We start from the raw sequence: 18,478 nt of genomic DNA, 5'->3' as shown, positions 1-18,478 counted from the left end.
CGCCATGCACCTCGACAAACTGCTCAAGCAACCCCAGGCCCTGCCATCCGTTCCGAAGGTCGTGCGGCGCCTGATCGAAACCTTCGAGCAGGCCGACGTGGACCCCATGCTGGTGGCGTCGCTGATCGAGGAAGACCCCGTCCTCACGGCCAAGCTGCTCAAGACGGCCAACTCGGCCTTTTTCGGCCTGTCGCGCAACGTCACGAATGCGCGCGAGGCGATGAACATCCTGGGCCTGATCAAGGTGCGCGCCCTGGTGGTGGCCAGCGCGCTGGGCGAGGGCTTCCACACGGTGGGCGGCGTGAACCTCAACCAGTTCTGGCGCTACAGCCTGAACACGGCCAACCTGTCGCGCTACATCGCGCTGCCGATCCGCATCGACGAGAACACCGCCTTCACGGCGGGGCTGATCCACGCCATTGGCGAGCTGGTGATGCACGTGGGCATGCCCGAGACGATGATCGAACTCGATCGCAACGTGCCCATGCTGGACCTCAAGCGCGCCAAGGCCGAGCGCAGCCTGTTTGGCTACAGCTACGCCGAGGTGGGCGCGGCGCTGGCGCGCGAGTGGAAGTTTCCGCGCCGCATGATCAACGCCATCGAACACCAGACGGCCCCGTTCGACAACGACGTGTACGAACCCATCGCGGGCGTCATCCACATCGGCTCCTGGCGCGCCCGCGCCGAGGAGGCGGACCTGCGCGGCGAACTGCTGATCAACACCTACCCGGACCCGGTGGGCGTGGTGCTGGGCATCGACCCGGACACCGTGGTGGCCGAGCGGATCCCGTCGATCTCGCGTCACCCGCTGGAGGAAGGCGAGCCGCAGGTCGAGCCATTCAAGGACTCCCTGCCCCAGGGAACGTGAGCCCGCGGGCTCGGTGACAATCCGGGCCCATGCGAGCGCTGCGACTGTATGCGGGCCCTGCGGCCTTGTCCCACCTGAATGAACGGGGCCTGCGTCCCTCGGACGTCGGCGTCATCCCCGCCGCGGCCGGCGGCCCCAAGGGCCTGATCCTCGGCCCCATCGACCGCCTGCTGTTCGGCCACTGGCTGGCCGACGCGCCGCAGACCATCCACCTGGTCGGCGCCTCCATCGGCGCCTGGCGCATGGCCACGGCCTGCCTGCCCGACGCGCCGGGCAGCTTCGAGCGGCTGGAGCACGACTACATCCACCAGCACTACGAGCTCCCGGCCGGCCAGCGGCGGCACACGCCGCAGCAGTTGAGCGACCAGTTCTCGCTCAACCTGCGCACGTTCTATGACGGACGGGTCGAACCGGTGCTGCAGCACCCGCGCTGGCGGCTGCACATCGTCACCGCGCGGGGGCGGCGCCTGCTGGCCAGCGAGGGGCGCTGGCGCACGCCACTGGGCTACCTGGGCGCGTTCGCGGCCAACGCGGTCCGCCGTCCGGCGCTGGGCGGCTGGCTGGAGCGCGTGGTGTTCTCCGGTCCCGATTCGCAGGCCGGCACCACCAGCGCCTTGCCCTTTGCCACGCACGACCTGCGCACGCGTCAGATCCCCATGGGGCCACACAATTTCATGCAGGCCCTGCAGGCCAGTTGCTCCATTCCGTTCATGCTGCGGCCGGTGGTGGACATCCCGGGCGCGCCGCACGGCCCCTACTGGGACGGCGGCATCACCGACTACCACCTGCACCTGCATTACCGGCACGACAGCGCGGCGCCGATCGTGCTGTACCCGCACTTCCAGAAGGCGGTGGTGCCGGGTTGGCTGGACAAGGCCTGGAAGCGACGCCACCGCAGCAGCGCGGCGCTGGACCACATGCTGGTGGTGGCGCCCGACCCGGATTGGGTGAAGAAGACCCTGCCCGAGGGCAAGCTGCCCGACCGCACGGACTTCGTGCGCCATGGGCAGGACCTGGCGGCGCGGGTGAAGGCCTGGCGTGCGGCGGTGGTGGCGGCCCGGCAACTGGCCGATGAGCTGGGGGAGTGGCTGGCCAGACCGGATGTCGGGCGGGTGGAACCGCTCTGAGCCCGGCGGGCCGCGCGGGATAATCCGCCGGTGACCGCGTCTTATCTCACCGCCGCCCTCTACAAATTCGTCGACCTGCCCGACCACGCCGACTGGCGCGAGCCGCTCATGGCCTTGTGCCGTGAGCACCGGGTCAAGGGCACCCTGCTGCTGGCCCCCGAGGGCATCAACGGCACCATCGCCGGCCCCGAGGCGGGCGTGCAGGCCGTGCTGGCCTGGCTGAGGCGCGATGCGCGCCTGGCCGATCTGCAGCACAAGGCCTCGTGGTCCGATCACCCGCCGTTCCACCGCCTCAAGGTGCGGCTCAAGCGCGAGATCATGACCCTGCGCGTGCCCGGCCTGCGGCCGCAGGAGAACGCGGGCCGGTATGTGAAGCCCGAGGACTGGAATGCCTTGATCGCCCAGCCGGATGTGCTGCTCATCGACACCCGCAACGACTACGAGGTGAAGATCGGCAGCTTCGATGGCGCGATCAACCCGGGCATCCGCGCCTTCACCGACTTGCCCGGCTGGCTGGCCAGTCAGCCCGCCTTGCAAGGCGCCGCCAAGCCGCGCGTGGCCATGTTCTGCACCGGCGGCATCCGCTGCGAGAAATCGACGGCCCTGTTGCGCATGCAGGGCTTCGACGAGGTCTATCACCTGGAGGGCGGCATCCTCAAGTACCTGGAGCAGGTGCCCGAGAGCGAGAGCCGCTGGCGGGGCGACTGTTTCGTGTTCGACGAACGAGTGAGCGTGGGCCACGGCCTGCGTCCTGGCGCCCACGCGCTGTGCCGCTCGTGCCGATGGCCGCTCAGCGAGGCCGATCGCGCTTCACCGCTGTTCGAGGAAGGTGTGAGCTGCCCGCACTGCCACGGCCGACGCGACGACGGAGAGCGCGAGCGCTTGGCCGAGCGTCAGCGGCAGGTGGCATTGGCCCGCGAGCGGGGCCTTGCCCACATCGGTGCCGACGCCATGCCCCCGGCGGGCTCGGCGACGGGTGGGCAGGCCGGCCAGGGCGCGCCAGACCGCATGGGTGCTCAGGGCGCCCAGAGCCAGCCCAGGTCCGCCTCGGGTTCGGCGACGCGGTAGTGCTCCGGCCTGGCGGCCGTGAACTCGCTTTGCGGGCGCCGGTGCAACTGGTTCAGGCGCTGGCCGTTCGATGAGCGGTGCAACCACGCGCCCGCCTGCGACAGCGCCTGATCGAGCGCCTGCGCGTGCGGCGGGCGGCGCCACAGCATGGCGGTCGCCGCCGCCATGGCCAGTTGGCGTTTGGTGCTCGAGGACGGCGCGGTCTGCCAGGCGCGCAGCATGAGCTGACAGGCCTGCGGCTTGTCGCGTTCCAGCAGCGCGAGGGTGGCATCGGCCGCCAGGGCAATGGCCGCGATGCTGCGGTTGTGCTGCCGCGCGTGGCCGCCAATCGTGTCGCGCAGCGCCGCCAGCGCGGTTCGCGAACGCGTCTGCCAGGCCGTGTCGATGGCGAACAGCCAGGCTTCGTCGCGAAACCACAGGCTGCAATGCGAGAGCACGGGCAGGGCCTTGTCCACCAGGGCCCAGGCCGCCGGGGCTTGCCCGTTCAGCCGCAGCCGGCGTGCCTGCAGCCAGTCGTTCACGGCGCGCCAGCGGGGCAGGCCGCCGATGGCAAGGTGCTCCAGGCCTTGCAGGCAGGCGTCGAGTCGCGCGCGGTCACCCAGCCGCGCGGCCAGGTCGCCCAGCGCCAGCCGGCTGAGCAGGCGCGGGATGAGCCAGGGCGAACGTTCGGCCAGATCGTGGGCGCGGGCCCATTCGCTCAAGGCGGTGTCCAGGTCGCCGTCGGCGTGACGCATCTGGCCCGACAGGGCATGCAGCAGGGCCTGCAGGCCCTCGCAGCCAGGGGCGACATGGCTGCCCGCGTCGCTGGTGCGGTGAAAGGCCAGCCCACTGGTTGCGTCGCGCGCGATCTGCCTGTGCAGGTTGGCCAGCCGGTGCCAGCGGCGGATGCCGGCAGGGCCATCGACGATGGGCGCGTCTCGCAGCTTGCGCCACCAGGCCGGCTGGGCCCAGTCGCCGCCCACGGCGGCCATCAGGTGTTCGGCGATGGCCCCCGCACGCACCGCCAGGGAAGTGCTTGTGGCCTGGTCAAAGTGGGTGAGCGCGCGGTCCACGAGGTGGGCCACGCGGCGCGGGTCGCCAGCCGTCCATTCGTAGACGGCCAGGCAGAGGTCGGACCAGCCTTCAAGGCGGCTGGCGTCCGCCCGCGAGGCGCGGCGCCGAAACTCGTTGGACTCGTGGGGCGTGCGCGGGTCTCCGCGCCAGGCACCTTCCATGAGGATGTCGGCCTCGGCGTCCAGGCCGCGCTCGACCAGAGAGCGGCACCACAGGGCGGGCAGGTGCTGACTGCAGGCGCCCATTTGCGGTGGCGGGTGCCCCACGAGGGCGGCCAGGCGTTCCCAGCGCCGCTCCACCTCGCCGGGTGACGTGGACAGGAGGATCTGGCGCAGGCGCAAGGCGAGGGCCGCGGAGCCGGCGGCCCGCCACGCGGCTTCGAATGGTGAACCCGCGCTGGCGCTGACGCCGGTGCGCCAGCCGGGCGCCGTGAGTTCGACCTCCAGCACGAAGACCGGCGGGCCATCACCGCCATCGGCCTTGGTGTCCGCCAGGCGCAGCAGGCCCCTGGCCTGCACGGAGTCGTCGTGCAGGCTCGCCGCGCGTTCCGCGTCGATGGGTTGCACGCCATGCGCCTGCAGCGAGAGCACGCTGAACCCGGCCAGGGCGCCAGGCAGCCAGGGCGGCAGGTTCAGCCCGTGGGCGAGGCGGGGGGCCGGCCACAGCACGGCGAGCAGCGCCGGGCCGCGGCCAGTCAGCCCCGGGGCCACGCGGCGGTGCCGCACCTCGCCCACCACGCGGTAGCCCACGCGGTGCACGGTTTGCACCGGGCAGTCGAAGCCGGGAACGTCGCTCAAGGACTTGCGCACCTTGAGCACCGCCTGGGCGATGACCGAATCGGTCACGCAGCGGCGCTGCCACACCTGTTCCAGCAGCTCTTCCTTGGCGACGACCCGCCCGTGGTGCTTGAGCAGGTAGTGCAGCAGATCGAAGGCCCGCCGCTCCATGGGGCGCAGCACACCGTCGCACATGAGCTCGCGGTGGTCGGAACGCAGCACGAACGGGCCGAACGTGAATTCGTCCCCACCGGCCGGTGCCTGCCCAGCGGGCGGGATGGCGGCAACGACCGGAGTCTTAGCGGGCAATTCGGGGGCGGCTTTGACACGCCCCGCTGCGCTGTGCTTTCGCATGACGGCTCTTCCTCACCTGAAAAGGCGATTACAGCACTGCGAAAGTCATCAATTTTTCGTGAACACAAATACAAAAGAACTACAAAAGTTCTCAAGCCATCAAGGACGACTCCAGCATGGCCCGGTAGTCCTGCGGCGATGCCAGCCGGGGATTTGTCTTGTGGCAATGGTCGGCCAGGGCGCCCTCGATGACGCGGTCGAACAGGGCGCGGTCCACGCCCATGGCTGCCAGGCCCTTGGGCAGGCCGAGGCGCTCGCTCATCGCCGCCACGGCGGCGGACACGTCGTCACCGGCACTCAGCCCCATGGCCTGGGCCATGCGGTCGAGGCGCTGCTCGCGTTTCATGCTGTCGGCCTCGGCGTTGAAGCGGATGACGGCCGGCAGGAACACGGCGTTGAGCGTGCCGTGGTGCAGGCGCGGGTTGAGGCCGCCCAGGCTGTGGCTGAGGCTGTGAACGCAGCCCAGGCCTTTCTGGAAGGCCATGGCGCCCTGCATGCTGGCGCTCATCATGTTCAGCCGGGCTTCGCGGTCGCTGCCGTCTCGCGTGGCGCGTTCGATGTGGGCCCAGCCGCGGCGCAGTCCGTCCAGCGCGATGCCGTCGGCCGGCGGGTTGAAGGCCGCGCTCATGAAGGTTTCCATGCAGTGCGCGATGGCGTCCATGCCGGTGGCGGCGGTGAGCAGCGGTGGCAGGCCCAGGGTGAGCTCCGGGTCGAGCAGGGCGGTGCGCGGCACCAGGTGCCAGCTGTGAAAGCCCAGCTTGCGGCCGTCGTCCACGATGAGGATGGCGCCGCGGGCGACCTCGCTGCCGGTGCCGGCGGTGGTGGGCACGGCGATCAAGGGCGGCACGGCCGCGGTGATCCTGGGCGAGCCGCCCTCGATGGTGGCGTAGGTCTTGAGCGGGCCCTCGTGCGCGGCAGCGATGGCCACGCCTTTCGCGCAGTCGATGGCGCTGCCGCCGCCGAGCGCGATCAGGCCATCGCAGCGGTCTCGGCGGTAGATCTCGACGGCGGCGCGCACCGCGGCTTCGGTGGGGTTGGAGGGGGTCTGGTCGAACACGGCGGCGGGCGTGCCTTGCAGGGCGGCCTGCAGCTTGTCGAGCAGGCCGGCGTTGCGCACGCCAGCGTCGGTGACGATCAAGGGGCGGCGCATGCCGATGCGCTCGCACTCGGCGGGCAATTGCGACAAGGCCCCGTAATCGATGAGGATGTTTGTCACGTAGAGGATCTGGGCCATGTCTGTCTCCGGTTATGGTTCGGGCAGCGAAAACTATACGGACGCGCCGCGTTTGCGCGGTCGCCGAGCCGACAAGCCCACCCATGTCTCACCACCCCGATCCGCGTGCGCGGCTCACGCCGGCCATGCGCGGCGTCATCGATCGCATCGCGCGCGCCGGTCACCCACCATTCCACTCGCTGACGCCCGAGCGGGCGCGCGAGGCCTATGCCGCCGGCGCGGGCGTGCTGGAGGTGTCGCCACCGGCGATGGCCCGCACGCAGGACCTGCGCATTCCCACGCGCGACGGTGCCGAGCTGCCCGCGCGGCTGTTCCTGCCGACCGAGGCGCACGGCCTGCCGGTGCTGCTGTATTTCCACGGCGGCGGCTTCACCATCGGCAGCGTGGCCACACACGAGCCGCTGTGCCGCACGCTGGCCCACCTGGCGGGCTGCGCGGTGCTCTCGGTGGACTACCGGCTGGCGCCCGAGCGCAAGTTCCCCGGCGCAGTGCACGACGCCTGGGACAGCCTGGCCTGGCTTCGCGACGCGGCCGGCGCCCTGGACCTGGACCCCGCGCGCATCGCCGTGGGCGGCGACAGCGCGGGCGGCACGCTGGCCATCGCGACCGCGCTGCAGGCGCGCGACGCGGGCTGGCCGCTGGCGCTGCAACTGCTCTTCTACCCGGGCTGCGCCGGCCACCAGGACACACCCTCACACCGCACCTATGCGCACGGCTTCATCCTGGACGAGCCGAACATCAACTACTTCTTCGGCCACTACTTGCGCAGCCCGGCGGACCGCGACGACTGGCGCTTCGCGCCCCTGGATGGGCGCGACGAGCGTGGCGAATGGAAGGAACTGGATGGTGCGGCCCCGGTGTGGATGGGCCTGGCCGAGTGCGACCCGCTGGTGGACGAAGGCGTGGCCTTCTGCGACCGTCTGCGCCTGGCGGGCGTGCCGGTGGACCTGGAGATCTACGCCGGCGTGGTGCACAACTTCGTGCAGTTCGGCCGCGCCATCCCCGAGGCGCGCAAGGCCCACCAGCACGCCGCGCGCGCCCTGAAGAACGCTTTTGGAGGAGACGACTGAGATGAACCGACTGACCCGCGACGACTTCCGCTTCTTTCACCGCCTGCGCGTGCGCTGGGCCGAGGTGGACATGCAGAAGATCGTCTTCAACGCGCACTACCTGATGTACTTCGACACCGCCATCAGCGACTACTGGCGCGCGCTGGCGCTGCCGTACGAGGAGTCCATGCATTCGCTGGACGGCGACCTGTACGTGGTGAAGGCCACGGTGGAGTACCACGCCTCGGCGCGCGCGGACGAGCAGATCGACGTGGCGATGAAATGCAGCCGCGTGGGCACCAGCTCCATGGCCTTCACGGGGGCCATCTTCCGGGGCGACGAGCACCTCATCACGGGCGAGATCGTCTACGTGTTTGCCGACCCGGCGACGCAGCGCTCGCGCCCCGTGCCGCAGGCGCTGCGCGACATCCTGCTGGGCCACGAGGCGGGCGAGGACATGCTGGACCTGCGCGTGGGCTCCTGGGCCGAGCTGGGCGAGGGCGCTCGGCAGTTGCGCGCCGAGGTGTTCGTGCAGGAGCAGGGCATTCCGCTGGAACTGGAGATGGACGCGGCCGACGCGACGGCGGTGCACGCGGTGGCGCGCAACCGCCTGGGCCGCGTGGTGGCCACGGGCCGGCTGCTGCGTGGGGCGCCCGGGGTGGGCAAGATCGGTCGCATGGCGGTGCACCGCGTGCTGCGCGGCGGCAGCCTGGGCAAGCGGGTGCTGATCGGGCTGATGGACGCGGCCCGCGCGCGCGGCGACCGCGAGGTGGTGCTGGACGCGCAGCGCAGCGCGGTGGGCTTCTATGCGCGCCTGGGGTTTGCGCCGCGCGGCGAGGCGTTCGAGGAAGCCGGCATCCCGCACCAGACCATGGTCAAGTCACTCTGACCCGCTCTTGCCGGTGCGCCTGCGCGGACAGCGCGGGCGTGGCGGCGGCGCCGTCGTGGGTCCATTCGTCGATGCGCAGCTCACCGTCGGCGCCCAGGCGCAGCAGGGTGGAGCAGCGCGTGCCGTAGGCCTGGTCAGGCCAGCGCACGAAGGGGCTGGAGAGCACGCGCTCCACCGTGTCGGGCACGCCGGTGCGCGGCAGCTCGGCGTCGGCCGCGGGTGTGGTGTCGATGAGCGCGCCGGTCAGCGGCATCGCTTGCTCGTCGCGGCTGTCGAGCGCATCGCCCAGGGCTTTGGCGAGCCGCCGCGCCTTCGGCCAGGGCGTGTTCAGCGTGGCATTGGACAGGGTGTGCACGCCGGGGCCGATGGCCCGCCAGTGCCGCTCGGGTGCCTGCTCGGCGTGCGGCGCGTCGGGGCGTCGGTTGCCGATCCAGGCCCACTCGCCGCGGTGCAGGTCGCCCACGACCAGGTTGAAGCCAGCGTAGGCGGCGGGGTCCAGGGCCTCGACGAAACCGGTGCTGTCGGTGTCGCTCTGCAGCCAGCGCGAGACCAGTTCGCCCCGGCTGCGCCCACGGTGCTCGGCGGCGGGCTGGCGCACGTTGGTGAGCCAGGCGATGCGCCCCCTCGGGCCCAGGCCCAGCCAGGTGCCGCCGTCGCGCAGGTCACGCCCGGCGATAACGGGGGTGCCGTCGTCCAGCGCCCAGCGGTGCAGCGCGGCCGTGGGGCGGGCCCAGTACTCGTCGCGGTTGGCGGCCACCAGCAGGGGCACGCCGGGCGCGGCATCGATCGCGAAGGCGATCAGGCACATCTCAGATGTCGTCGAGCAAGGGGTAGGGCAGCGGCAGCAGGTGCAGCGTGGCCTCGCCCGCGCGCAAGGGTGCGCCGTCGGCAGAGCCGGTCTGCATGGAGACGATGGCGTCCCAGCCAGCTTGCGGGTTGGGCGCGGCCTGCACCACGGTGCCGGTGGGCTGCTCGGCGTCGCTGCCGTGGAAGACCTCCTGGCCGGACTGCAGCGGCGCGTCGGCGTGCGCCACATAAGCGCGGCGCTTGAGCGTGCCGCGGAACTGGCTGCGCGCCACCACCTCCTGGCCGGGGTAGCAGCCCTTCTTGAAGTTCACGCCGCCCACCGACTCGTAGTTGAGCATCTGGGGCACGAAGGCTTCGACCACGGGCTGGCTCAGGGTTGCCACGCCGCTGGTCACTTCCAGCCAGTCCCATTGGGCTTCGGTGAGCGCGGGACCACCGGGCGTTGCGTCGGCCGGCCCCACCCACAGGGCGCGCGGCGTGTCTGCGGCGGGGTACAGGCGCACCAGGCTCACGTCGCCGTCGGCCAGGTGGCTCCAGGGTGCGGTGCCCAGCCCGGCGGGCACGGCGTCGCCAGCCAGGCCACGCAGCGCGAACTCATCGCTCGCGTCGCGCAGCTTCACTTTGGCGCGCAGCACGAACATCTGCAGGCGCTTGAGCGTGGCCGGCAGCAGGTCGCGGCGGCAGACGAGCAGGATGCGGTCGTGCGCGCGCTTGAAGGCGACGAAGCTGGCCAGCATGCGCCCCTTGGCGGTGCACAGGGCGGCCAGTCGCGCCTCGCTCACGCCGAGCAGGGCGAAGTCCTGCGTGAGCTGGCTGTGGAGGAAGGACGCGGCCTCGTCTCCCTCGGCGGCGATCACGCCGAGCGATGGCAGGAGGGCCACGCCGTGCAGGCGGGGGAGGGGGGTGACTTGGGACATGCGCGCTGAATTATCATGGTCCGTCTGTCGCGCCGTCGCCGCCCGGCGCCTTCTCCCTGCCTTCAGCACGCCTACATGCGCCTGTTCAAGAACCTGGTGGTCGTCCCCTTGCTGCTCGCCGTCCTGGCCTACATGGCCGGCCACTGGTGGGTGCACCGCCCCCTGAGCCTGCCGGCCACGGCCAGCGACAGCGCGCCGCTCGAATTCGACATCCCGGCGGGCAGTTCGGCGCGCACGGCCGCCAACCGCATCGAGGCCGCCGGCGTGCAGGCGCCCGCCGCGCTGCTGTACGCCTGGTTCCGCCTCTCCGGCGAGTCGCGGGGCATCAAGGCCGGTGTCTACGAAATCGCCCCCGGCACCACGCCGCGCAGCCTGCTGAACAAGCTGGTGCGCGGCGAGCAAGCCATGGTCAACGCCCAGATCATCGAGGGCTGGACCGCACGCCAGGCCATCGACGCGCTGCGCCGCTCGCCCGACCTGACGCAGGACCTGGAAGGCCTGAGCCCGGAGCAGACCATGGAGCGCATCGGCTACCCGGGCCAGCACCCCGAGGGCCGCTTCTTCCCCGACACCTACCGCGTCACCAAGCGCACGCCCGCGTCCACCGTGCTGCGCCAGGCTGCGCGCGCCATGGACGAGCGCCTGGCCCAGGCCTGGGCGCAACGCGATCCGGGCGTGCCGCTGCAGTCGCCCGAGGAGGCGCTGATCCTCGCCAGCATCGTCGAGAAGGAAACCGGGCAGCCGGCCGACCGCGGGCGCATCGCCGGCGTGTTCGCCAATCGCTTGCGCATCGGCATGCGGCTGCAAACCGATCCGGCCGTGATCTACGGCCTGGGCGACGCGTTCAACGGCAACTTGCGCCGCGTGCACCTGGAGACCGACTCGCCCTACAACACCTACACACGTGCCGGCCTGCCGCCGACGCCCATCGCCCTGCCGGGCATGGCGTCCATCATGGCGGCGGTGCAGCCGGCCCGCACCAACGCCATGTACTTCGTCTCGCGCGGCGATGGCTCCAGCCATTTCAGCGCCACGCTCAACGAGCACAACGCCGCCGTGCGCCGCTTCATCCTGCGCCGCTGATGTCCATGTCGTCCACTGGCCTGTTCATCAGCTTCGAAGGCATCGACGGTGCCGGCAAGTCCACGCACATCGACATGCTGGCGAAGGCTTTCGACGCCGCCGGGCGGCGCGTGGTGCTGACGCGCGAGCCAGGAGGCACGCCGCTGGCCGAGAAGCTGCGCGCCCTGGTGCTCAACGACCCGATGGACCCGCTGAGCGAGTCGCTGCTGATGTTCGCCGCCCGGCGCGACCACCTGCAGCAGGTGATCGAGCCCGCGCTGGCGCGCGGCGAGGTGGTGCTGTGCGACCGCTTCACCGACGCCACCTTCGCCTACCAGGGCCACGGGCGCGGGTTCGACATGGCCGTTCTCGGACAACTGGAGCGCTGGGTGCAGGCGCGCGCCGACGGTGGCTTGCGCCAGCCCGACCTGACCCTGTGGTTCGACCTGCCGGCTGCGGTGGCGGCCGAGCGCCTGGCCGGCGCCCGCGTGCCCGACCGCTTCGAAGCGCAACCGCAGGCCTTCTTCGAGCGGGTCAGCGCGGGCTATGCGGCGCGCGCCCAGGCCGAGCCCGCGCGCTTCGTGCGCATCGACGCGAACCAGCCCCGCGAGCGCGTGGCGTCGATCGTGCGGGACGCGTTCCTGCAACGGGGCTGGTTGCCCGCATGAGGGAATCGCCATTGGCCCCCTGGCTGCAACGCCAGCTGGAATCGCTGCTGTCCTGGCGCACCCACGCCGTGCTGCTGGCCGGGCCGTCGGGCCTGGGGCAGTACGAACTGGGTCTGGCCCTGGCGCGCGCCTGGCTGTGCGAGCGGCCTCGGCCCCATGGCGCCTGCGGCGAGTGCCCCAGTTGCCACGCCATCGACGTGCGCACGCACGCCGACCTGTGCGTGCTCATGCCCGAGACCCTGAGTCTGGAACTGGCCTGGCCGCTGGACGAATCGACCCAGCGCGAGCTCGATGACAAGAAGCGCAAACCCAGCAAGGCCATCCGCGTGGAGGCCGCGCGTCAGGCCGTGGCCTTCACCCAGACCACCAGTGCGCGCGGCGGAACGCAAGTGGTGTTGGTCTACCCGGCCGAGCGGCTCAACGTCGAGTCCGCGAACACCCTGCTCAAGACGCTGGAAGAACCCAGCCCGAGCGTGCGCTTCGTGCTTGCCACCGAGGCCGCGCACCTGCTGCTGCCCACCATCCGCAGCCGCTGCCAGACGCATACCCTGCAGTGGCCCGACGAGGCCGAGGCCTTGCCCTGGCTGCAGGCGGCCGCCGAGGTGACGCCGGCCGCCGCCCAGGCCTGGTGGCGCGCGTCCGGTGGCCGGCCCGATGAGGCACTGGCCTTGTCCCGCCGCGGCTTCACGCCTGAGCAATGGGCCGGCCTGCCGCAAGCCCTGGCGCGTGGCGACTGGAAAGTGCTGGGCGAGCAGGCACCCGCGCAGCAACTCGACGTGCTGCAGAAGCTCTGTCACGACCTCATGGCGCGCGCGGCGGGCGCTGCGCCTCGCTTCTTTCCGGCCGAGCAGCTGCCGCCGTCGCCGCCCTGGCGCGTTCTGGCGCGCTGGGCTGACGAACTCACGCAAGCCGCCCGCAGCGTGGAGCACCCGTACCAGGCCGGACTGCTTCAGGAGGCCTGGGCTGCGCGGGCGCGTCAGGCCCTGGCGACCGCTGGTCGCTGAAGTGCAACCGGCTGCATCGCCACGCTGAAAACTGCACGACCCTCGCGCTCTGTTATCGGCCTTTCGGCCGGGCCCCAGCCCCTACACTCGACCGCATGAGCACCAACCCGTCCACCACCGGCGCCGCGGCGCGGCCCAGCGTCATCCAGCTCTCGATCAAGGAAAAGGCCGCTCTGTATGCCGCCTACGTGCCCCTGTTCGCCGACGGCGGCATCTTCATCCCTTCGTCGCGCGAGTACCGGTTGGGTGATGACGTCTACGTGCTGCTGAGCCTGCCCGACGACCCGCAGCGCTACCCGGTGGCGGGCAAGGTCGCCTGGGTCACGCCGGCCAAGGCCCAGGGCGGGCGCACGCAGGGTGTCGGCATCCGCTTCCCGGCCGACGAAAAATCGAAACAGCTCAAGCTCAAGATCGAGGAGATCCTGGGCGCCAACGTGAACTCCGAGCGCCAGACGCAGACGATCTGAACCGGCTCGCCTCGCGAAACGCCTCGCCGCCGCCTGGCCGCGAGGCGTTTCGTTTTTGGGGGATCATTGGCGGATGTTCACTGACTCGCATTGCCACCTGAATTTCCCCGAGCTGCGCGAGCAGTTTCCGGCCATCCTGCAGGCCATGGCCGACGCCAAGGTCGACCGCGCCCTGTGCATCTGCACCACGATGGAAGAGTTCGACGAGGTCCACGCCCTGGCGCGCGACCATGCCCACCTGTGGGCCACGGTGGGCGTGCATCCCGACAGCGAGGATGTCATCGAGCCCTCCCTGCAGGACTTGCTGGACGGCGCGGCGCGCCCCAAGGTGGTGGGCATCGGCGAAACCGGCCTGGACTACTACCGCCTCGGCGATCGCGGTCTGGCCGACATGGAGTGGCAAAGGGAGCGGTTTCGCGTGCACATCCGCGCCGCGCGCCAGACGGCGCTGCCGCTGGTGATTCACACGCGCAGCGCGTCGGACGACACGCTGGACATCCTGCGCGAAGAGGGCGGCTTTGGTCCTGGTGACGGTCGTGCACTAGCGCGGGGCGTGTTCCACTGCTTCACCGAGACTGCCGAGGTCGCTCGCGCCGCACTCGATCTGGACTTCTACATCTCGTTCTCCGGCATCCTCACCTTTCGCAACGCGGCCGACCTGCGCGAAACCGCGCGCCTGGTGCCGCTGGAGCGGCTGCTGATCGAGACCGACAGCCCCTACCTGGCGCCCGTGCCGCACCGGGGCAAGGTCAACACCCCGGCCCTGGTGCCGCACGTGGCCGCTCAGGTGGCCGAGATCAAGGGCCTGCCGGTGGAGGCCGTGGCCGAGGCCACCAGCCGCAATTTCGAACGCCTTTTCTCTCGGGTCATCGCCTCCTGAACCTCAGGTTCTGCATTAAAAAGATGAAAAAGCGCCTTGTTTTGAAATGCCTTATGGCCATAGGGGTGCTGGGCTCCAGCGCCTGGGCCAGTTCGTACGACGATTTCTTCTCTGCCATCAAACGCAACGACCCGGACACCCTGGCGAAGCTGGCCCAACGGGGCTTCGACCTCAACACGCTGGACCCCGCTGGCCAGCACCCGCTTTATCTGGCCTTGCGCGACGAGTCCGATCGCGTGGCCATGTACTTGTTGAGCCGGCCCGAGGTGAAGGTCGAGCACCGCAACACCAAGGGCGAGTCGCCGCTGATGATGGCCGCGCTCAAGGGCAAGCTCGAACTCGTGCGCCGGCTCATCGACCGCCAGGCCGAGGTGAACAAACCCGGGTGGGCGCCGCTGCACTACGCCGCCACGCACGCCAGCGAGCGCAGCCTGCCCGTGGTGCGCCTGCTGCTGGAGCACCACGCCTTCATCGATGCCCAGTCGCCCAACGGCAGCACGCCGCTGATGATGGCCGCGCTCTACGGCCACCCCCAGGTGGTCCGACTCTTGCTGGAGGAGGGCGCTGACACGGCGATGAAGAACGAGCAGGGGCTGAGTGCCATCGACTTCGCGCACCGGGCGGGCCGCAAGGAAACCGCCGACGCCATCGCCGCCGCCATCCGCGCCAAGCAGTCGACCGGCCGCTGGTAGCACCAAAGCCGAGTCAGGCTGGTGTCAGCCATAGGTGTATCCCACATGCCCGCCGCTCGGTCATGCGCGGACAATGCGCAGGTTTTTTGCATCCCCAGGAGACAGACGTCGTGAAAATAGCGAGCCAGAAGGACTTCGCGTCCGGCCTCATGTTCACCATCGTAGGCATAGCCTTCGGGGTGGGCGCCACCAACTTCGATATCGGCAGTGCGGCCCGTATGGGGCCGGGCTATTTCCCTTTGTTGCTGGGCATCCTGCTGGCCGTTCTGGGTGTGGTCATCACGCTCCAGTCCTTCGGCAAGCACGTCGGTGACCAAGCGCTCGGCAGCGTCGCCTGGCGTCCCCTCATCTTCATCCTCGGGGCCAACCTGGCCTTCGGCGCGCTGCTGGTGGGCATTCCGTCCTGGGGCATTCCGCACTTCGGCCTCATCGTGGCCATCTATGGCCTCGTGCTGATTTCGGGCTACGCGCGCCCGGGCCACAAGCTCAAGGAATCGGTCATTCTGGCCACGATCCTGGCCATCGGCAGCTACGGCGCCTTCGTTTACGCCCTCAATCTGCAGTTCCCGGTTCTGCCGTGGTTCCTGGGCCACTGATCACGGAGACAACAACACCATGGAATTGCTCGAACACCTCTCACTGGGCTTCAGCGTCGCCTTCACCGGGCAGAACCTGCTGTACGCCTTCGTCGGCTGTCTGCTGGGTACGCTCATCGGCGTGCTGCCGGGCCTGGGCCCGCTGGCCACCATCGCCATGCTGCTGCCGGTCACCTATGGCCTGGAGCCCGTGTCGGCGCTGATCATGCTGGCCGGCATCTACTACGGCGCGCAGTACGGTGGGTCCACCACCGCCATCCTCGTGAACCTGCCGGGTGAATCGTCTTCGGTGGTGACCGTGATCGACGGCTACCAGATGGCGCGCAAGGGCAGGGCGGGTCCCGCGCTGGCGGCCGCCGGCCTGGGCTCGTTTTTCGCGGGTTGCGTCGCCACGCTGGTGCTGGCCGCCTTCGCGCCGCCGCTCACCGAGATCGCGCTGAGCTTCGGCCCGGCCGAGTACTTCTCGCTCATGGTGGTGGGCCTGATCGGCGCCGTCGTGTTGGCTTCCGGCTCGCTGATCAAGGCGCTGGCCATGATCGTGCTGGGTCTGCTGATCGGTCTGATCGGCACCGACATCAACTCGGGTGTGGCGCGCTTCTCGTTCGACATTCCCGAACTCACCGACGGCGTGAGCTTCGTGGTCATCGCCATGGGCCTGTTCGGCTATGGCGAGATCATCAGCAACCTCTCGCACGACGAGTCCAAGCGCGAGGTCTTCACCGCCAAAGTCACCGGGATCATGCCGACGGCCGAAGACTTCAAGCGCATGTTCCCCGCCGTGCTGCGCGGTACCGCTCTTGGCTCGGCGCTGGGCATCCTTCCAGGCGGCGGTTCGCTGCTGTCCGCGTTTGCGGCTTACACCATCGAGAAGAAGACCAGGCTCAAGCCCGGTGAAGTGCCGTTCGGCCAGGGCAACATCCGCGGCGTGGCCGCGCCGGAGTCGGCCAACAACGCCGGTTCGCAGACCTCGTTCATCCCGCTGCTCACGCTGGGCATTCCGCCCAACGCCGTGATGGCGCTGATGGTGGGTGCCATGACCATCCACAACATCCAGCCCGGCCCGCAGGTGATGACCAGCAACCCGGACCTGTTCTGGGGCCTGATCGCCTCCATGTGGATCGGCAACGCCATGCTGATCATCCTGAACCTGCCCCTGATCGGCATGTGGATCAAGCTGCTGACGGTGCCTTACAAGTGGCTGTATCCGGCGATCGTGCTGTTCTGCGCCATCGGCGTGTATTCGACCAACAACAACAGCTTCGACGTCTGGATGGTCGCGCTCTTCGGCCTCATCGGCTACATCTTCATCAAGCTTGGCTGCGAGCCCGCGCCGCTGCTGCTGGGCCTGATCCTCGGCCCGATGATGGAAGAGTACCTGCGCCGTGCGCTGCTGATCTCGCGCGGCGACTGGGCGGTCTTCGTCACGCGTCCCATCTCGGCTTCCTTGCTCGTGGTCGCGGTTCTCCTCTTGATCATCGTGCTCTTGCCATCGGTGAAGAAGAAGAGGGAAGAGGCGTTCGTGGAGGAGTGACCGGATCGCAGCAAAGGCCGCTGCATCCCCCGATGAACAAAGCCCCTGGTTCGAGTCGATCGAACCAGGGGCTTCTTGCTGGAGCGGCTCGTCAATAGCCGCTTGTGGGTCAAGGCAAGCTCGCAGGGTGCAGAGTGGGCAGGCTGTTGAGGTTGGCACGGAACAGCTGCTGCAGGCGCTCCATGGTCTGCGCTGCATTCAAGCGCTGCGGCGGCAGGGAGCGTCTTAGAGCCTCAGGTGGCACGCCAGCTCTGATGTAGAGCACCGGCGTGCCACTCGGGGTGGTAACAAGGGCTGACGGGAGAACGGCAGATGAAGCTGCGGGGTTGATAGTGAGCATGAACGATAGCGGCGCTGTGTGGAGGTGATCGGGTCTCAGACCAGAAGATCGAGTCCGTGCAGGGTTTGCGAGTCGGGCACTTGCGGAGCGACAGCGGCGAGTGGCTGATTGACCACCTCGCGCCACAGGCTTGCTTGGGCGGCCACGTCGTCGAAATAGGCGCCCAGCGCCTCGGGTGATACCGGGTCCATGGGCCAACGCGTCAGCAGTTCGTAGCGCTGGTCGCTGGTCAGGTTGATGGTCGGCACGGGGATCACGCCCTGGCAGCGCACGATCAGCTCGTTGATGGCGGCGCGCTGTGTAGCGTCTTGCACGAGGCCGAGTTCAACTTGAAACCGCAACTCGCAGCGCTCAGGGTCGTACTGGGCGTCGACCATCGACTGGTCTGGCAGAACGATCACCCACGAGGCCTCGGCAGCTTCGCGTATGACTGCCCACACGCTGGATTGCTCTGCGGCGCGTTCAAGACAGGATTCGATGGCGTCCAGATTCATGGCAGGTCCCGATGGATTGAAGCGGCACTGTGTGCAGCCGCCGAGATCCTTGGTTCCTGAACAAGCGTTCAAACTGGTTCTACGATGTATATTATGTAAACATACTGATGCGACGATCCGCGCTTGACCTTCCCCCCGTGTCAGGCCTGAGTGGCAGACCCACCTTAACTTCCGAGCGGACGGGCCCGGAACGTCCTGGACACCGCAGTTTTCTAGCTCGCGGCAGTTCCCAGCGTCAGTTAACCCTGTCTCCGGCAACCTCCAACCAGTTTTGACCCATGCTTGGGCCTGTCCGAACCAAATTGACCTGGACTTGGCGGAGCGCATCCGGACCCAGTTAACCCAGTCGCCGGCGGCCGTTGACCAGCTTTAACCCCTCCTGGGCCTGTCCAAATCGAATTGACCTGTGTGAGGCACAGGATGAAAGCCCGGGGGCGCTCGAGACCTCACGTCGAGGCGGAACGCCGACAAGCCTCGAACCCGCAAGCATCCGTCCGGCCGAGCTCCGCAGCGCGGCGGCGCCGATATGCCTGATCAGCAGACCGAACAGCTAGCCCTCTTTTGAGCTCGCCAGCCATAACGGCATCGTTGTCAGCTCCAAA

18 protein-coding genes are annotated in these 18,478 nt (G+C 69.3%); 13 read left to right on the top strand and 5 right to left on the bottom strand.

The window, feature by feature from the left end:
• Positions 1–4 precede the first annotated feature (4 nt).
• The 3 genes from GTO19_RS15820 to GTO19_RS15810 are packed head-to-tail and all read left to right on the top strand — an operon-like array spanning position 5 to position 3,063.
• On the top strand, positions 5–868 hold the full coding sequence (locus tag GTO19_RS15820; protein ID WP_291022833.1) for an HDOD domain-containing protein: 864 nt from the start codon (positions 5–7) through the stop codon (positions 866–868).
• 29 nt (positions 869–897) lie between these two features.
• Positions 898–1,995, top strand: coding sequence for a phospholipase (locus GTO19_RS15815; protein ID WP_291022831.1), 1,098 nt, complete (start codon positions 898–900; stop codon positions 1,993–1,995).
• Between the two features lie 30 nt (positions 1,996–2,025).
• The gene (locus tag GTO19_RS15810) at positions 2,026–3,063 is read left to right on the top strand and encodes a rhodanese-related sulfurtransferase (RefSeq protein ID WP_291022828.1); all 1,038 of its coding nucleotides are present in this window, start codon (positions 2,026–2,028) and stop codon (positions 3,061–3,063) included.
• Here GTO19_RS15810 and GTO19_RS15805 read toward each other — a convergent pair.
• A complete protein-coding gene (locus tag GTO19_RS15805; protein WP_291022826.1) occupies positions 3,012–5,114 on the bottom strand; it encodes a winged helix-turn-helix domain-containing protein in 2,103 nt (700 codons plus the stop codon). The genes GTO19_RS15810 and GTO19_RS15805 overlap by 52 nt on opposite strands.
• A gap of 223 nt (positions 5,115–5,337) precedes the next feature.
• The gene (locus GTO19_RS15800; protein ID WP_291022824.1) at positions 5,338–6,480 is read right to left on the bottom strand and encodes an iron-containing alcohol dehydrogenase; all 1,143 of its coding nucleotides are present in this window, start codon (positions 6,478–6,480) and stop codon (positions 5,338–5,340) included.
• Between the two features lie 83 nt (positions 6,481–6,563).
• Between GTO19_RS15800 and GTO19_RS15795 the strand changes: the two genes are divergently transcribed.
• Positions 6,564–7,550: an alpha/beta hydrolase gene (locus GTO19_RS15795; protein WP_291022822.1), complete on the top strand. Its 987-nt coding sequence runs from the start codon at positions 6,564–6,566 to the stop codon at positions 7,548–7,550.
• Position 7,551: 1 nt separating this feature from the next.
• Positions 7,552–8,418, top strand: coding sequence for a YbgC/FadM family acyl-CoA thioesterase (locus GTO19_RS15790; protein WP_291022820.1), 867 nt, complete (start codon positions 7,552–7,554; stop codon positions 8,416–8,418).
• Here the strand turns inward: GTO19_RS15790 and GTO19_RS15785 are convergent.
• On the bottom strand, positions 8,405–9,226 hold the full coding sequence (locus GTO19_RS15785) for an NRDE family protein (protein WP_291022818.1): 822 nt from the start codon (positions 9,224–9,226) through the stop codon (positions 8,405–8,407). The genes GTO19_RS15790 and GTO19_RS15785 overlap by 14 nt on opposite strands.
• Position 9,227: 1 nt before the next feature.
• Positions 9,228–10,142, bottom strand: coding sequence for a folate-binding protein (locus GTO19_RS15780; protein ID WP_291022816.1), 915 nt, complete (start codon positions 10,140–10,142; stop codon positions 9,228–9,230).
• Positions 10,143–10,217: 75 nt separating this feature from the next.
• On the opposite strand from GTO19_RS15780, the gene mltG reads away from it, so the two are divergent.
• The 8 genes from mltG (at position 10,218) to GTO19_RS15740 (ending at position 17,042) form a co-directional block, all read left to right on the top strand.
• Positions 10,218–11,225, top strand: a complete 1,008-nt coding sequence (mltG, locus tag GTO19_RS15775; RefSeq protein WP_291022814.1) for an endolytic transglycosylase MltG — start codon at positions 10,218–10,220, stop codon at positions 11,223–11,225.
• 5 nt (positions 11,226–11,230) lie between these two features.
• Complete coding sequence (gene tmk / locus GTO19_RS15770; protein WP_291022900.1) at positions 11,231–11,872, top strand: dTMP kinase; 642 nt, start codon at positions 11,231–11,233, stop codon at positions 11,870–11,872.
• Positions 11,869–12,876: a DNA polymerase III subunit delta' gene (locus GTO19_RS15765; protein ID WP_291022812.1), complete on the top strand. Its 1,008-nt coding sequence runs from the start codon at positions 11,869–11,871 to the stop codon at positions 12,874–12,876. The genes tmk and GTO19_RS15765 overlap by 4 nt, the downstream gene beginning before the upstream one ends.
• A 95-nt stretch (positions 12,877–12,971) precedes the next feature.
• The gene (locus GTO19_RS15760) at positions 12,972–13,343 is read left to right on the top strand and encodes a PilZ domain-containing protein (protein WP_291022810.1); all 372 of its coding nucleotides are present in this window, start codon (positions 12,972–12,974) and stop codon (positions 13,341–13,343) included.
• Positions 13,344–13,416: 73 nt separating this feature from the next.
• Positions 13,417–14,223 carry a TatD family hydrolase gene (locus GTO19_RS15755; protein WP_291022808.1) on the top strand — a complete coding sequence of 269 codons (807 nt, stop codon included), beginning with the start codon at positions 13,417–13,419 and terminating at the stop codon, positions 14,221–14,223.
• Positions 14,224–14,276: 53 nt separating this feature from the next.
• Positions 14,277–14,915 (top strand): ankyrin repeat domain-containing protein, encoded by a 639-nt coding sequence (locus GTO19_RS15750; protein WP_291022806.1) that lies wholly within the window; start codon positions 14,277–14,279, stop codon positions 14,913–14,915.
• A 110-nt stretch (positions 14,916–15,025) separates the two neighbouring features.
• Positions 15,026–15,511: a tripartite tricarboxylate transporter TctB family protein gene (locus GTO19_RS15745; protein ID WP_291022803.1), complete on the top strand. Its 486-nt coding sequence runs from the start codon at positions 15,026–15,028 to the stop codon at positions 15,509–15,511.
• A 19-nt stretch (positions 15,512–15,530) separates the two neighbouring features.
• On the top strand, positions 15,531–17,042 hold the full coding sequence (locus GTO19_RS15740; RefSeq protein ID WP_291022801.1) for a tripartite tricarboxylate transporter permease: 1,512 nt from the start codon (positions 15,531–15,533) through the stop codon (positions 17,040–17,042).
• A gap of 375 nt (positions 17,043–17,417) precedes the next feature.
• Here GTO19_RS15740 and GTO19_RS15735 read toward each other — a convergent pair whose 3' ends face one another.
• Positions 17,418–17,876, bottom strand: a complete 459-nt coding sequence (locus GTO19_RS15735) for a hypothetical protein (RefSeq protein ID WP_291022798.1) — start codon at positions 17,874–17,876, stop codon at positions 17,418–17,420.
• Between the last annotated feature and the right edge of the window lie 602 nt (positions 17,877–18,478).

Source organism: Hydrogenophaga sp. (assembly GCF_011772445.1).
In the GTDB taxonomy this organism is placed as follows: Bacteria; Pseudomonadota; Gammaproteobacteria; order Burkholderiales; family Burkholderiaceae_C; genus Hydrogenophaga.
The sequence above is the reverse complement of the archived record's forward strand: the minus strand, read 5'-3'. Positions and strand labels throughout refer to the sequence as shown.

Excerpts from the sequence above, each read along its gene's own strand:
- GTO19_RS15740 (WP_291022801.1), top strand. The coding sequence starts at position 15,531 with ATGGAATTGCTCGAACACCTCTCACTGGGCTTCAGCGTCGCCTTCACC.
- mltG (WP_291022814.1), top strand. The coding sequence starts at position 10,218 with ATGCGCCTGTTCAAGAACCTGGTGGTCGTCCCCTTGCTGCTCGCCGTC.
- GTO19_RS15790 (WP_291022820.1), top strand. The coding sequence starts at position 7,552 with ATGAACCGACTGACCCGCGACGACTTCCGCTTCTTTCACCGCCTGCGC.
- GTO19_RS15780 (WP_291022816.1), bottom strand. The coding sequence starts at position 10,142 with ATGTCCCAAGTCACCCCCCTCCCCCGCCTGCACGGCGTGGCCCTCCTG.
- GTO19_RS15800 (WP_291022824.1), bottom strand. The coding sequence starts at position 6,480 with ATGGCCCAGATCCTCTACGTGACAAACATCCTCATCGATTACGGGGCC.
- GTO19_RS15795 (WP_291022822.1), top strand. The coding sequence starts at position 6,564 with ATGTCTCACCACCCCGATCCGCGTGCGCGGCTCACGCCGGCCATGCGC.
- GTO19_RS15755 (WP_291022808.1), top strand. The coding sequence starts at position 13,417 with ATGTTCACTGACTCGCATTGCCACCTGAATTTCCCCGAGCTGCGCGAG.
- GTO19_RS15765 (WP_291022812.1), top strand. The coding sequence starts at position 11,869 with ATGAGGGAATCGCCATTGGCCCCCTGGCTGCAACGCCAGCTGGAATCG.
- GTO19_RS15735 (WP_291022798.1), bottom strand. The coding sequence starts at position 17,876 with ATGAATCTGGACGCCATCGAATCCTGTCTTGAACGCGCCGCAGAGCAA.
- GTO19_RS15760 (WP_291022810.1), top strand. The coding sequence starts at position 12,972 with ATGAGCACCAACCCGTCCACCACCGGCGCCGCGGCGCGGCCCAGCGTC.
- GTO19_RS15815 (WP_291022831.1), top strand. The coding sequence starts at position 898 with ATGCGAGCGCTGCGACTGTATGCGGGCCCTGCGGCCTTGTCCCACCTG.
- GTO19_RS15785 (WP_291022818.1), bottom strand. The coding sequence starts at position 9,226 with ATGTGCCTGATCGCCTTCGCGATCGATGCCGCGCCCGGCGTGCCCCTG.
- tmk (WP_291022900.1), top strand. The coding sequence starts at position 11,231 with ATGTCGTCCACTGGCCTGTTCATCAGCTTCGAAGGCATCGACGGTGCC.
- GTO19_RS15820 (WP_291022833.1), top strand. The coding sequence starts at position 5 with ATGCACCTCGACAAACTGCTCAAGCAACCCCAGGCCCTGCCATCCGTT.
- GTO19_RS15750 (WP_291022806.1), top strand. The coding sequence starts at position 14,277 with ATGGCCATAGGGGTGCTGGGCTCCAGCGCCTGGGCCAGTTCGTACGAC.